This is a genomic window from Idiomarina aquatica (genome assembly GCF_003987185.1).
GTDB lineage: Bacteria > Pseudomonadota > Gammaproteobacteria > Enterobacterales > Alteromonadaceae > Idiomarina > Idiomarina aquatica.
The window spans coordinates 635,224-649,070 of the sequence record NZ_PIPS01000001.1; the positions used below are offsets into that span (position 1 = coordinate 635,224).

General features: G+C 52.8%; 17 protein-coding genes and 1 pseudogene. 11 read left to right on the top strand and 7 right to left on the bottom strand.

The genetic code is table 11. The features are described 5' to 3' along the window. Positions 1–117: 117 nt before the first annotated feature. The 5 genes from CWE23_RS13805 to CWE23_RS03165 are packed head-to-tail and all read left to right on the top strand — an operon-like array spanning position 118 to position 1,649. Positions 118–261, top strand: a complete 144-nt coding sequence (locus tag CWE23_RS13805; protein WP_157982899.1) for a hypothetical protein — start codon at positions 118–120, stop codon at positions 259–261. Beyond that, complete coding sequence (locus tag CWE23_RS13810; protein WP_157982900.1) at positions 251–661, top strand: prepilin-type N-terminal cleavage/methylation domain-containing protein; 411 nt, start codon at positions 251–253, stop codon at positions 659–661. The genes CWE23_RS13805 and CWE23_RS13810 overlap by 11 nt, the downstream gene beginning before the upstream one ends. Before the next feature lie 32 nt (positions 662–693). After that, a complete protein-coding gene (locus CWE23_RS03155) occupies positions 694–1,152 on the top strand; it encodes a hypothetical protein (protein ID WP_126819416.1) in 459 nt (152 codons plus the stop codon). Beyond that, on the top strand, positions 1,139–1,354 hold the full coding sequence (locus CWE23_RS03160; RefSeq protein ID WP_105305853.1) for a Type II secretion pathway-like protein: 216 nt from the start codon (positions 1,139–1,141) through the stop codon (positions 1,352–1,354). The genes CWE23_RS03155 and CWE23_RS03160 overlap by 14 nt, the downstream gene beginning before the upstream one ends. Further along, a complete protein-coding gene (locus CWE23_RS03165; RefSeq protein WP_126819417.1) occupies positions 1,332–1,649 on the top strand; it encodes a PulJ/GspJ family protein in 318 nt (105 codons plus the stop codon). Before CWE23_RS03160 ends, CWE23_RS03165 begins: the two co-directional genes overlap by 23 nt. Positions 1,650–1,720: 71 nt before the next feature. On the opposite strand, the gene ispH is transcribed toward CWE23_RS03165, so the two are convergent. From ispH to ribF, 5 genes are read right to left on the bottom strand one after another with little or no spacing between them, the layout of a single operon-like run. Then, entirely contained in the window at positions 1,721–2,653 is a 933-nt protein-coding gene (ispH, locus tag CWE23_RS03170) for a 4-hydroxy-3-methylbut-2-enyl diphosphate reductase (protein WP_126819419.1), read from the bottom strand. 41 nt (positions 2,654–2,694) lie between these two features. Next, positions 2,695–3,135: an FKBP-type peptidyl-prolyl cis-trans isomerase gene (gene fkpB, locus CWE23_RS03175; RefSeq protein WP_105305851.1), complete on the bottom strand. Its 441-nt coding sequence runs from the start codon at positions 3,133–3,135 to the stop codon at positions 2,695–2,697. 1 nt (position 3,136) lies between these two features. Then, positions 3,137–3,658 carry a signal peptidase II gene (lspA, locus tag CWE23_RS03180; protein ID WP_105305850.1) on the bottom strand — a complete coding sequence of 174 codons (522 nt, stop codon included), beginning with the start codon at positions 3,656–3,658 and terminating at the stop codon, positions 3,137–3,139. A gap of 4 nt (positions 3,659–3,662) precedes the next feature. Further along, a complete protein-coding gene (ileS, locus tag CWE23_RS03185; protein WP_126819420.1) occupies positions 3,663–6,497 on the bottom strand; it encodes an isoleucine--tRNA ligase in 2,835 nt (944 codons plus the stop codon). Positions 6,498–6,539: 42 nt separating this feature from the next. Then, complete coding sequence (ribF, locus tag CWE23_RS03190; RefSeq protein WP_126819422.1) at positions 6,540–7,562, bottom strand: bifunctional riboflavin kinase/FAD synthetase; 1,023 nt, start codon at positions 7,560–7,562, stop codon at positions 6,540–6,542. 322 nt (positions 7,563–7,884) lie between these two features. On the opposite strand from ribF, the gene CWE23_RS03195 reads away from it, so the two are divergent. Then, positions 7,885–8,238: a four helix bundle protein gene (locus tag CWE23_RS03195; RefSeq protein ID WP_126819423.1), complete on the top strand. Its 354-nt coding sequence runs from the start codon at positions 7,885–7,887 to the stop codon at positions 8,236–8,238. 197 nt (positions 8,239–8,435) lie between these two features. Here the strand turns inward: CWE23_RS03195 and murJ are convergent, their stop codons facing one another. After that, a complete protein-coding gene (gene murJ / locus CWE23_RS03200) occupies positions 8,436–9,995 on the bottom strand; it encodes a murein biosynthesis integral membrane protein MurJ (protein WP_126819425.1) in 1,560 nt (519 codons plus the stop codon). Positions 9,996–10,546: 551 nt separating this feature from the next. Between murJ and rpsT the strand changes: the two genes are divergently transcribed. The 5 genes from rpsT (at position 10,547) to CWE23_RS03225 (ending at position 12,578) form a co-directional block, all read left to right on the top strand. Then, entirely contained in the window at positions 10,547–10,807 is a 261-nt protein-coding gene (gene rpsT / locus CWE23_RS03205) for a 30S ribosomal protein S20 (protein WP_126819427.1), read from the top strand. Between the two features lie 164 nt (positions 10,808–10,971). Further along, positions 10,972–11,394, top strand: a complete 423-nt coding sequence (locus CWE23_RS03210; RefSeq protein WP_126819428.1) for a hypothetical protein — start codon at positions 10,972–10,974, stop codon at positions 11,392–11,394. Positions 11,395–11,464: 70 nt separating this feature from the next. Then, a complete protein-coding gene (locus tag CWE23_RS03215) occupies positions 11,465–11,698 on the top strand; it encodes a hypothetical protein (protein WP_126819430.1) in 234 nt (77 codons plus the stop codon). Between the two features lie 80 nt (positions 11,699–11,778). Further along, complete coding sequence (locus CWE23_RS03220; protein WP_126819431.1) at positions 11,779–12,078, top strand: hypothetical protein; 300 nt, start codon at positions 11,779–11,781, stop codon at positions 12,076–12,078. A gap of 260 nt (positions 12,079–12,338) precedes the next feature. Further along, the gene (locus tag CWE23_RS03225; RefSeq protein ID WP_126819433.1) at positions 12,339–12,578 is read left to right on the top strand and encodes an alpha/beta hydrolase family protein; all 240 of its coding nucleotides are present in this window, start codon (positions 12,339–12,341) and stop codon (positions 12,576–12,578) included. A 227-nt stretch (positions 12,579–12,805) separates the two neighbouring features. On the opposite strand, the pseudogene CWE23_RS03230 reads toward CWE23_RS03225, so the two are convergent. Beyond that, positions 12,806–13,654, bottom strand: a pseudogene (locus tag CWE23_RS03230) (ISAs1 family transposase). Positions 13,655–13,847 lie beyond the last annotated feature (193 nt).

A 13,847-nucleotide genomic window follows, 5' to 3' on the forward strand; every position in this document is an offset into this window, starting at 1 on the left:
CCGGGTTTTAAAGAATTTTTCGATAAATGCTTTCAACACTCAGATCTCGGCTTCATTACTGAGTCTTTGCAGATCGTGTGTAGCCATCGGTTTAGCGAGCCGCAGGCGAGCGCACCGATGGAAAAAGTCCAGCATCCGTCATCGGATCCCATCAAGATCGAAGCCGATATCGCGTACGAATTTATCCGTTACCGTGCAATGGGCGTTTGGCCAAAGGTGGCTAAACTGGGTGGTTTTGAACGGTGTTGTGATGGGCTTTAGTTTGCTTGAGTTATTGGTGTCGATGGTGGTGGTGGCGTTCTTGCTGGCGGCGGGGATGCCGGGGTTACAGCAGACCTCGGAGCGGGTGCAGATGGCGGTGTGGAGTGAACGGGTGATGTTGTTGCTGCAACAACGTAAGGCTTTTGCGATGGCTGAAGACCGTTCGATTACGGTGGATTTGGCGTCGTTGGCAACGGAGCTGCCGCCGCGGTTGCTGTTGACGCATAACTTTTATGCCGGTGCGCCGTTGAGTTTTGAGGGGGCCAGCGGTTTTGCCCGGGCCGGCAGCCTGGAGTTGCGTAACGGCGGTTATGCAGTAAAGATTATTATCAGCGGGCTTGGCCGGATTCGTCGCTGTCAGTCGGCTGGGCAACGGCTTAGCGGGTTGCGGCCGTGTTAAGGCGTTGTCAGAACGGAGCGAGCTTACTGGAAATGATGGTCGCCGCTTCGCTGGGCTTGCTGGTGGTGCTCGCGGTGCAGCAGACCTGGGCCTGGCAGTTGGGCCAGCAACTGGGGTCAGGCGAATCGACCAAGGCTTTTTTAACGGCACAGTCACTGATTGAACAGATCGCCCAGGATGCTGCCAATGCCAACCCCGACGCCATCGCATTAAGCGGCCGTTGCTATTTGCTGCCACAGCACGACGGCCGGCTGTTAGCCTATCGGGTTAAAAATCGTCAGGTACAGCGCCACACCCTCGCCCCTCATTGCCCGGAGCGTGGCTGGCAAAGTCTGAGCCATTACCATGATATTGCCGTCGATGAGCTGGTTATGCAGTTAACCCCAACCGCTGCGGCAGCGTTACTTGAGCTGGCACTGAGAGCTAAGTCGCCGCGCGATGACAGTTATCATGCCTTTAAGCGCGAGGTGGTTCTGCATGTTGCGCGCTAATCTTCGTCACCAGCGCGGGCTGGCAGTGTTAATGACGGTGGTGACGCTCACCGCGCTTAGCTCGATGGCGCTGGCAGGGTTGCTGTTTCAGGCACAGGCGCTGCAGGCGCAACAACACCGGCAGTGGCTATTACTCAAGCAGCGTAACGAGCAGCAATTTGTGCGTCAGCAGGCCTATTATGCGCAGCTTGAAAAGGAATGATGGATTTTCACTACTGGAGGTATTGGTAGCCGCCGCGATTTTCGCCCTGTGGCTCCCCAGTAGCTTATATGCACTACAAACCGGCCTGGCGACACAACTTAAGGTGCAACAACGAGCGGAGCGGGTCGAAGCCATGATGACGTTACATGCCGATATCGCAGCGCAATGGCGGGAGGGTAGCGTTTCAGTTGAAGCTATGGAAATAGACTGGCAGCTCGATGTCATCGACGCGCACCGAGCTGTTCTAACCCTATCCGCTGATGCCTATAGCCTGAGGTTTATTCTGACACGGTAAAGGCAGAACTAGCCGCCGCTACAGCGGCAAAGAGTTCTTGCGCCAGAGGCGCAAGCTACGAAAGGCGCGAGTTACGGGCGCAAGTCCGGCGGGATGGAGAAGGTGATGTTTTCGGCTCGGCCTGCGCGTTCGGTGACGGTCTCGCCGCCCCATTCGCGTAGTTGGTCGATGACTGATTTGACCAATACTTCCGGGGCTGAGGCGCCGGCGGTGACGGCGATGCGTTGTTTGCCGTCAAGCCAGCTGCGGTCGATGCAACTGGCGTCGTCGATCAAATAGGCCGGGGTGCCCATTTTTTCCGACAACTCGCGCAGACGATTTGAATTTGAGCTGTTGCTGGCTCCCACTACTAACATTAAATCCGCTTCACCAGCCAGTTCGCGCACCGCATCCTGGCGGTTCTGGGTGGCGTAACAAATGTCATCCTTGCGCGGTCCCTGAATGTTCGGAAAGCGCATTTTTAGAGCATCAATCACGTCGGCGGTATCATCAACTGACAACGTTGTTTGGCTCATGTAATACAGATTATTAGCATCTTTCACCTGCAACGTCGCCACATCGTCCGGCGATTCAACCAGGTACATGCCACCGTTAGGATTGGCGTACTGGCCCATGGTACCTTCGACTTCCGGATGGCCGGCGTGGCCGATTAATACGCACTCATGCCCTTTGCGGCTAGCACGGGTGACTTCCATATGCACTTTGGTCACCAGTGGGCAAGTGGCATCAAACACTTTTAGACCACGGTCTTTGGCGTTTTGACGTACCGCCTGCGACACCCCGTGCGCACTGAAAATGACGATGGCGTCGTCAGGCACTTCGTCCAGCTCTTCGACAAATACTGCGCCTGCGTCTTTTAATGAATTCACCACGTATTTGTTATGCACCACTTCGTGGCGCACATAAATCGGCGGTTCAAAAATTTCCAGCGCACGTTCAACGATGGTAATGGCGCGGTCAACACCGGCACAAAACCCGCGTGGGTTGGCTAACAGTATTTGCATAATTCCTCCGGAGCCTTCAGCAACTGGCGCGGTTAACGCCATTAAGGCTCAACACTGATAATTTCGACATCAAAAATCACCGTCTGGCCGGCCAGCGGGTGATTAAAATCGATGGTAACGGTTGGACCATTGATTTTGCGGACAATGCCCGGCAGCTCGGTACCGTCCGGTTGGGTAAAGGCCAGAATGGCACCCACTTCCGGTTTGGTTTCGTCACTGAACTTAGACGAGTCCACGTAATAAAAGTTATCCGGGTTCGGCTCGCCGAAAGCGTCTTTAGGTTCCAGCGTAAATTCACGCTTAGAGCCGGCACGCAGGCCAATCAGGCAAGCTTCGAAGTTTTCCGTCAGGCTACCGTCGCCCATACGAAATTTCGCCGGCTTACCGGACATCTTGGTGCTGTCGGCGACCGAGCCGTCCGACAGCTTGATGGTAAAATGCATGACCACTTCGCGACCATCTTCGATGGGTAAACGACTCATACTACTTCTTACCCTCCTCGCGCTCCGCTTCGGTATCGTCGCGACGATTCTCCACGAAGGCTTCTAATAACATCAATGCCGCACCAATGGTGATGGCCATATCGGCGACGTTAAAGGCCGGCCAGTGCCAGCCCTGATAGTGCACGTCCAAAAAGTCGATGACGTAGCCGTACATCATGCGGTCGGCGACGTTACCGATAGCACCGGATAAAATCAACGCGAACGACAGATTCTGGCGCCAGAAATTTACCGGGTTGCGGCGCAGCCAGATCAGCAGCACCGCGCTGATGGCGATGGCGATGACGGTAAAGAACCAGCGTTGCCAGCCTCCGCCGTCACTCAGAAAACTGAACGCAGCGCCGTAATTGTGAACGTAGGTGAGGTTAAACAAGCCGTCAATCACTACCCGGCTTTCGTATAGTTCAAACTCCGCGGCCACCCACACTTTGGTGATCTGGTCGACGATCACCATCAGCACGGTTATCCACAGATAGCGCAGCCCGGAGGCGCGTTTTTTTAGCATCTCGTTAGGCAAAACGACGTTCCTCACCTTCTCCGTCAATGTTGGTTACGCAACGCTGACACAAATCGTCGTGGCCGTCGATGGTGCCGACTTCCTCGCGGTGATGCCAGCAGCGCTCACATTTCTTGTAGTTGCTCGCAGCAACGCTGACCGCCAGTGGCAGTTTTTCGGCTTTTAACGATTCAGCATCCGCTTCGGCTAACGGTTTTACCGTCGCTTCCGAGGTCAGCAGCGCAAACCGCAACTCATCACCCAGACGCGCCAGTTTAGCCGCCAGTGCGTCGTCCGCAAACAGCGTCACTTCCGCCTGTAACGAACCGCCGATGACGTCGTTACGACGCGCCTGTTCCAGCGCCTGATTAACACTATCTCGGACTTCCAGCAGTTGCATCCAGAACTGGTTTTCTTCGTCTTTAACGCCGGCAAACTCGGCAAAACCGTCATACCAGACTTCGGTAAATACATACTTAGAACGTTGTCCCGGCAACAGTTCCCAAATTTCTTGCGCGGTGAAGCTGCAAATCGGAGCCATCCAGCGTACCAGCGCCTCAGCGATATGATACAGCGCGGTCTGACAAGAACGACGCGCTAAGCTGTCGGCCTTGGCGGTGTACTGACGATCCTTGATGATGTCGAGGTAAAAACTGCCCAGTTCGATGGAGCAGAAATGCATCAGCTTTTGTACCACCGTGAGGAACTGGTAGTTGTTGTAATGCTCCACCAGTTGCTTCTGCAGGTCAGCTGCACGGCCGACAATCCAGCGATCCAACTCGACCATATCGGCCATCACGACACGGTGTTGCGCCGGGTCGAAACCACTCAGGTTGGCCAGCAGGAAGCGCGAGGTATTACGGATACGACGGTACGCATCGGCTGAACGCTTGAGAATTTCGTCCGATACCGTCATCTCGCCGGAGTAATCGGCAGACGCCACCCACAAACGCAGGATATCGCCACCGAGTTTGTTCATCACATCCTGCGGCGCCACCACGTTACCGATGGACTTGGACATTTTACGGCCCTTAGCGTCGACGGTGAAGCCGTGCGTCAGTACCTGATGGTAAGGCGCTTCGTCGTACATCGCGACACCGGTCACCAATGAGCTCTGGAACCAGCCACGGTGCTGATCCGAACCTTCCAGGTACAGATCCGCCGGCCAGCTCAGGCCTTTGAACTCACGCAGTACGCAGTGATGGGTCACACCGGAGTCGAACCACACATCAAGCGTGTCGGTGACTTTACGATAATCTTTGGCTTCGTCGCCCAGCAGCGTTTCCGGCTCTAAATCGAACCACGCCTGCACGCCGTCTTTTTCGATCAACTGCGCGACTTTTTCCATCAGCTCCAGTGTGTTCGGGTGCAGCTCTTCGGTGTCTTTATGGACAAACACCGCAATCGGGTTACCCCAGGTACGCTGCCGCGAAATACACCAGTCCGGACGGCCTTCAACCATCGACGCAATACGGCTTTCGCCCCACTCCGGGAACCAGCCGACCTGCTTAATCTGTTCCAGTGCGTGCTGACGCAGGCCTTGTTTTTCCATGCTGATAAACCACTGCGGTGTGGCCCGGAAAATGATCGGCGTTTTGTGACGCCAGCAGTGCGGATACGAGTGCTCGTACGCCTCCGCGTGCATCAGGTTACCGGCATCGCGCAGCGCGTCGATGATCGGCTGATTGGCTTTGAATACGTGCTGACCGGCAAACATCGGCGTGTCGTCTTTATAAACGCCGTTGTCGCCCACCGGGTTATACACCTCGATGCCGTACTTTTGACCCACCAAAAAGTCGTCCACACCATGGCCCGGCGCGGTATGCACACAACCGGTACCGCTTTCGGTCGTGACGTGGTCACCAAGAATCACCGGCACGTTAAAATCAAACAGCGGATGATTCAGTTGCAGGCCTTCCAGCTTCTTACCAGTGCTGAAGCCCAGCTTGTGATAATGCTTGATGCCCCAGCGATCCATACAGTCATTGACGAGGTCACTGGCAAGGATGACGCGCTCGGCTTCGCGGTCGTCGTCCTGCTCAATTTGTACCAGCGCGTATTCCAGCCCTTCCGCCAGTGTCACCGCGCGGTTAGCCGGAATGGTCCACGGTGTGGTGGTCCAGATAACCATACTGAGCTTGCCTTCACCGGCATGACCTTCCGGCGTACTAAAACGGGTCAGCGCTTCTTCGGTGGCCGCCAGCGGCATTTTTACATCAATCGCCGGTGAGGTTTTATCTTTGTACTCAACCTCGGCTTCAGCCAGCGCCGAACCACAGTCGGTACACCAGTGCACCGGCTTGAAGCCTTGGTGCATATGGCCTTTTTCGATGATCTTGGCCAGTGCACGAACGCTGTCGGCTTCCTGCTTAAAGTTCATGGTCAGGTACGGGTTATCCCAGTCACCCAACACGCCCAGACGTTTAAAGTCGTCGCGTTGCTGATCGATTTGAGTTTGCGCGTACTCACGGCATTTTTCACGGAACTCCGCCAGGCTCAGTTTCTGGCCCGGTTTACCGTGTTTTTTCTCAACCTGCAGTTCGATCGGCAGACCGTGACAGTCCCAGCCGGGTACATAGGGTGCGTCGAAATCGCTCAACGTTTTCGCTTTTACGATAACGTCTTTCAGAATCTTGTTAACGGCGTGACCAATGTGAATTTTGCCGTTCGCGTACGGAGGGCCGTCGTGCAAAATAAAACTCGGCTTGCCTTGTTTGGCCTGACGGATGGCTCCGTACAGATCATCGGCGTACCAGTCTTTGAGCATTTTCGGTTCACGCTGCGCCAGGTTACCGCGCATCGGGAACGCCGTTTCCGGCAGGTTTAGCGTATGCTTGTATTCACTCATGGGTCACTGTTTCCATTTCCGCATAGTTATAACGACATCACGCTAACGTTCGGCTTCGTGAGCCAACAGTTGTTTAGCGCGAGCGGCATCTTTTTCTATCTGTTGTTTCAAATGTTCTAACGAGGCAAAGCGTTGCTCTGCTCTAAGTTTAGCAACCGGTGTGACGGTGACTCGTTGACCGTACAGGTTGCCTGAAAAATCGAATAAATGCACTTCTAATTGGACTTCGTCGCCGTTCAGGGTTGGGCGGGTGCCGAGGTTGGCGACGCCGTCATAGGCTTCGCGGGTTAGGCGCTTCGCGCGGTGTAGCTCGCTGCCTTCGGCGCGAGGTTTTGGGTGCTCGCTTGGCTCGCACGATAACCCCACTTTTTCGTCAACAGTTACCGTTACGGCAAAGACGCCGTGTAGCGGGCTTTTTAGGCGTTTTAACGGGATGTTGGCGGTGGGAAAGCCGATGGTGCGGCCGTTTTTGCGCCCGTGTACGACTTTACCCTGCATTTGATAAGGGCGGCCGAGCATGGCTTCGGCGTTTTTAAAGTCGCCTTCTTCCAACGCTTTACGAATGGCGGTACTGCTGACCCGCTGTTGCTGCTGGCGGTAACTGCGGGTGTCGACCACTTCAAAGCCGAGCTCTTTACCGGCTTGCTGCAGAAGGCTGAAGTCGCCTTCGCGCTTGTAGCCAAAACGGAAGTCGTCGCCGACCACCAGAAACTTCACACCGAGTTTTTCAACCAGGGTCTTTTCAATGAATTCGCGAGCCGGTTGGCTGGCGAATTTTTTATTAAATTCGATAACGATGTGGCGATCAACATCCTGATCACGCAGCGCCAGATACTTTTCACGCCAGTTGGTCAAGCGCGCCGGCGCCTGCTCCGGCTGGAACAACTCCTGTGGCTGGGGTTCAAAGGTCATTACCGCCGACGGCACGCCCAACGCCTCAGCCTTCGCCCGCACCTGCCGCAGTACCGCCTGGTGGCCTAAATGCACGCCATCGAAGTTGCCGATGGTTAATACGCAACCCCGGTGCTCTGCACGTAAATTGTGTGTACCGCGAATCAGTTCCATGACGGGCGAGTCCGTACCCTGTTTTTCGAGTGTTTGAGAAAGCGCCGATTATAACCGAAACCTGGGCGTGAAACCACGGCTGTTTACGGACGTTGTCCGCGGCTTTTTGTTGGCTTCGCCAACGGCTGTTTGCTGCTTGCTACGCGCGCAGCGGTTTTTTGCACCTTCGGCGCGGCTATTGGCAACCTGCCTTCGGCGGTTGCGGCTGTTTTCGGCTCGCTTCGCTCGCCGGGAAAATTATGGCATTTGTTGTGTGGGAAATATCGCAAATTTGCTTTGCTTTTAGAATGAGTTGCTAGGCTTTTGTCATTTGGGTGAAGCGATGAACTATCACACACTTTGGGTTTGGCAAGAGTCGATGGCGCTGGCAACCGCTGTTTTGCGCCATGTCAGTGACTCTAAGCACTATTTCTTTAGAGACCAAATTGGTCGTTCAGCGCTGTCGATTCCGAGCAATATAGCGGAAGCCATGGTGAGGGACACGATGGCGGACCGGCGGAGAATCCTGTTTTACGCCATCGGGTCGAGTGCGGAACTCGAAACACAACTAGCCATCGGCAAAGACTTAAACTGGTTAACCCATCCGGACATAAAGCAGTGGCAAAACACCAACACCCGAATTCAAATCTCATTACACCGCCTGACTAACAGCCTTTCCCAGACCCAGTCGCGCTGAAAGCGCGACCTACCCCGTGGTAAGCGAATCGATAACAGCCGCAACCGCCGAAGGCAGGTTGCCAATAGCCGCGCCGAAGGCGCAAAAGCCGCTGCGAGCGAAGCAAGCAGCAAACAGCCTCGGCGAAGCCGACAACAGCCGCGCCGAAGGCGCAAATAACCGTTGCGCAGCAACAAACAACCGCGCCGCAGGCGCAATTACCGGTGGCCGGCGATGTGTCGTGGGCGTAGGCCGATGATGATCAAGGTGGCGAGGTAGGTAGCGGCGCCTAGGCCGATGACCTGGGCCAGTAGCCAGGGGCGTTCGATGACGGAGGTGGTGCGCCAGGCTTCGGTGGCGGGGCTGAACCACAAAATGACGGCGACCATCGCCGCGGTGGCGAGGATAACCTGGATGATAAAACGCCAGGTGCCGGGTTGGGCTTTGAGCACCCCTTCTTTATGTAACGTAAAACCGAGTAAACCGGCATTGATGGCGGCGGAAGCGGCGGTCGCCATGGCCAGCCCGACGTAACTGAACGGGATCGCCAGCGCGATATTGAACACCATATTAGCAACCATGGCGATGATGCCGAATTTTACCGGGCGTTTGGTATCCTGACGCGAATAAAATCCGGTGGCTAGCACCTTAACCAGCATAAAACTCAGCAGACCGGCGGAGTATGCCATCAGACTGTAAGACGCCATGCGCGCATCGTCCGGTGAGAACGCGCCGTGCATAAACAACACCATTAACATCGGTTCGGCCAGGAAAAACAGGCCCGCCATCGCCGGCACCCCGAGGATCAGCACCATGCGGATACCCCAGTCGAGGGTTTTGGTGAACTCCTGCGGCGATTTATCCACATGCCGTGAGGACAGCGCCGGCAGAATCACCGTCGCAATCGCAATGCCGAACAACCCGAGCGGGAACTCTAAGAGCCGGTCGGAGTAATACAGCCAACTGATGGAGCCGGTCATCAGGAAGCTGGCAATCAAGGTGTCTAACAGTAAGTTGATTTGACTGACCGACACGCCGAAGATAGCCGGTAGCATCAACTTGCGGATTTTGGTCACGCCGGGATCTTTCCAACCCCATTGCGGCTTAACCAACAAACCGGCTTTTTTCAAAAACGGGATTTGGAACAGTAACTGGATCAGACCGCCGAAAAACACACCCCACGCCAGCCCGTATTCCGGCTGCTCGAGGTTGGGTGCGAGCCAAATCGCCGCCGCTATGATGGCGATGTTAAGAAACACCGGCGTAAACGCCGCCACCGCGAATTTACCCAGCGTATTGAGGATCGCCCCAGCCATCGCGGTAAAAGTAATAAACCATAAATAAGGAAAGGTGATGCGCAACAAGTCGCTGGCGAGCTCGAATTTATGCCCTTGCGGGCCATCGTGCCACCAGTCCAGGAACCAGCCCATACCGAACAGCGCGGTCACCAGCGGCGACGCGATCACCCCAAACAACGTCACGACGGTGATGATGGTACCCAGGGTGCCGGACACCCGCGCGATCAGCAGTTGCTGCTCAGGAAGCTCCCTCCCCTGTTTGTATTCGGTCAGTACCGGCACAAAAGCCTGCGCAAACGCGCCCTCGGCAAACAGCCGTCTTAGGAAGTTGGGGATTTTGTTGGCAAAGAAGAAGACATCCGCCGCCGCACCGGCACCCATCAGGTTCGCGATCACCACGTCGCGCACCAGCCCGAGAACCCGCGAGATGAGGGTCATAAAGCTGACGATGAATCCGGATTTGAGCAACGAGTTTGACACTACAATCCTTTGTCGCTTTGCGACGGCTATTTGCGCCTTCGGCGCGGCTGTTTGCGGACGTTGTCCGCGGCTTTTTGTTGGCTTCGCCAACGGCTGTTTGCTGCTTGCTACGCGCGCAGCGGCTGTTAGCACCTGCGGCGCGGCTGTTGGCAACCTGCCTTCGGCGGTTGCGGCTGTTTTCGGCTCGCTTCGCTCGCCGGGAAAATTATGGCATTTGTTGTGTGGGAAATATCGCAAATTTGCTTTGCTTTTACAATTAGATGCTTAGCCTTTTGCTGTTTGGGTGACGCAAATCGTATTTCGCCCCCGGCAAGCGAAGCAGCCGAAGGCTCGCAGCAAACAGCCTCGGCGAAGCGGACAACAGCCGTTGCGCAGCAACAAACAGCAGGGCCGCAGGCCCAAACAGCCGCACCGAAGGTGCAAACACCCGCGGAGACAGTCCGCAAAAAACCATCTTTTTTATCCCAAGGCTGTTGACTTTTCCGACAGAAAAGGCATAATCTGCGGCCTTTACAAGACAAGCGTAAGTTAACGAATTTTAGGAGTTCACCTTGGCTAACATTAAGTCTGCTAAAAAGCGTGCGATCCAAGCCGAGAAAAATCGCCGCCACAATGCAAGCCGTCGCTCAATGATGCGTACCTACCTCAAGCGCGTAAACGCTGCGATTGAGAGCAAAGACAAAGAAGCTGCAACTGCAGCACTGAAAAACGTAACCCCTTTGTTGGACCGTTACGCAACTAAAGGCTTGATCAGCAAAAACAAAGCGGCACGTCATAAGAGCCGTTTGAACGCTAAGATCCAAACGCTTTAATCAAGATTGATAACTCATGCATTTATTGCATGAGTCAAAAAAACCGGCGATAAGCCGGTTTTTTTATGGATGAAAAACAGTTAGACGCTATTTCTGAACAAAAACTATAACCATAAAAGGATACTAACTGTTTTTTCTTTCACTGCTTCATAGCGACAATATTCGTGACTCCCGTTGCTCAATCTCAGGACAAAGCTTTAGAAACTCAAGCCGTCAGCCAGCCTGCTATCGTAGAAATACAGGTTGTTTCTCCGGACGGTAAAACTATCGCTAATGTTTACAACATTTCTGGCGACTCACAACAGACCGTTGTATCGCCGTTTGGTAAAGTCGAGTTGACCACTATTCTTAAGCTGAAAAATACCGCCGAACGCATCGCGAAGTTGCACTGGCTTAATCCCGACAGAATTCTTGTTAGTGCCGATTATCTCGAGCATTTAGGCGGCAGTTTAGTGAGCGTGATAATTATTTTCTGTCTGCCTACAAAATTAATGTCTATAGCGGGCAGTCAGAGTAATATGCCCCCAGCCTTAAAAAAACCAGTTACTTTACTGGAGACTCTACCGGTCTGTCACTTGTTGGGGTAACCGTTGAAGACATAACGCGTTCATTCTTTTTGTCGCACTAAAAAGCTAGAGGCCAATCGGCTCTTATAAAATGCTGAACGAAGACAGCTTTACGCTCGTGCTGTACGAGCCGAAGAAAAATGCTCTTATAGTGAAAACCTATGAACAATGCGATACCGAGCAAGTATGGCGCTTATCGTTAAATATCCATGAATGGGTTGAGCCGCTATTTGTTAACGATGAATACGATGTCATCCGCGTGCTCGAAAATAAGGGTGAAGTAACTGGTTTCAGCTTTATTGCTGACTTGCCGGATGTTAAATAAATTGCCCCAGCCTACCAGCAGCGCCAACAGTTGGTTGAACAAACCTTTAAGGGACTTAACCTCCTGCTGTTATGAATCGCATGTTAACTAAGGGCTTTTCCGCCCCGGCACCATCGCATCTTTATTTTGCTGACCTAACAAACAAATCCGGTGGTTTGTGGATAGCGTTACAGCCAGTATTAGAAAACCAATCCTTCCCTGCAAAAGAGTCGATTGAGTTTGAGACTCAAGACGGTTTTAAAGTTAGCGATTACCTGATAAACGGCGGAAATGCCGAACGTCCGTTGATGGTCATGCCGCACGATGAACCAGCGTCTCACGACTCGCAAGTGTTTTCAACACTTGAATATATGTTCTTTAACGCCGGTTACGCGGTATAGCGGGTAAACTTCCGCGATTCATCGGGCTTTGGCGCTAATTACGAAGCATAAGGCTATGGCCAAATGGGATCAGTTGATGCAGCGATATCTTAGACGGTGTAAACTGGGTGCAAGAGCAAGGGCAGGCAAGCACCGATGATAGTTGGATGGAGGGTTGCTCTATGGTGGTTATGTCTCGTTATACGCAGGAACTAAAACACCTAATAATTTTAACTGCTACGTTTCCGTTGCCGGCGTCAGCGATATCAACACAATTTTAAATGACGCCGGCGCTAACGAGACAGCTGAAATGGTCGACATTACTGGTGCATGGAACCGTCAATGTGGTAGTTCCTGACGACCAGTCCGAAGCGTTTTATGACGCTGCGGCGCAGTACAATTTGCCGGTTGAATTGTTATTGTTAGAAGATGGTACACTCTCATTATTCAGTAACACGAATCGTAAACAGGCGTTTGAACGTACTGCGATGTTTGTGCGGGATAATATTGATAAGCCCTAATTTGTCTAACTTTGGTGTAAAATGAGTCAAACTTTAATACGAGAGCCTATTTCAGCTTATCCCTTAGTTTGCACACCAAGAGTTAATACAGAAGAGCTTTAAGTCACTGGGTAACAATGTAGTAGTGAGCAAAGATGCTAGAACGGGGCGAGAGCGTGAACGTTTTTTAAGCATTCACGATTAAGTCCAGCACCTCCTCGCTCATAGTAGCCAGCTTCTGTTTGCGATTAACGCTCGCTTTTATCATCTTCTCGCATTGTCACATCGAGAACCCAATGCAGTCGCTTTTCAACGCCCCAATGGGCGCGCACTGTACTGTAAAATTGCTCAGCCGATAAGACATCGTAGGCGGGATATTCAATATGGCCATGCTCTTGCTCAAGGTGCCCAGGTTCGTTGCTGTCACTGAGTTCGAATGCATCCTGAAGTGCCTGATATAGCGATTTTTGGTTCTTTTTCACTGCTATGCTGTAGTGGGCTTTCTTCTTGACTATGATCTTTACGATTTACTTTTAGCAACTCATGGCGTCAAGCGTCAACATCGCGCCTTCTAATTCTAATAGCTCCACTAATTCAGATACAGCGGTAATCTCATTCGACTTTTCATGGGTTCGTCGCTGCCCTAAGACCACACCGTTTTTAGTAGCAAACGCACTTATCATGTGCATTGTGGATTGCCTGTCGTTGCGCTTGTATGAGCGACGTAGCGTCTTACCATCAGCGGCAACCATTTCTTTATCAGTAAGTTTTTCGGTCGCCTGCATCCACCGAATAAAACGCTGATGGAGTGATTGCGGGTCGATACGATAAACAAACCTGCCAATGGTGGCATGGACCGGTATGCCATGACTAAAATAACCGTAGTCTTTCAACCACTCCATTCGCAAGTGGCCAAAATCTTCGATTTCTTCCCAGCCTTCTGCGCCGGAAATAAGCGCAGTCAGCGTCAAAAAAAGGACATCAAACAGTCCATAGGTTACTTTTGATGCTTGCCTTGGGCCTTCTATGTCGGCAAAGTGGTCAGTCAGTAAAGTTAGGCTCAGTGGGGCTCTCCGTAAAAGAGAGAATATGATCACGACTAGAGCAGATCGTCAAATCGAACGATTATTTAGCTGTTTAACTGGTTAAAAAGTGTTCACGATTTCGCCCTGCCACATACCCCATTATAAATTAGTAGTTTTTATTTCGGACGCTAGGTATAGTCTGATAAAGTCTAGAATCAGAACCACTGAAAACCATTAATTCGTAATTTTCAACTACCATGATAGT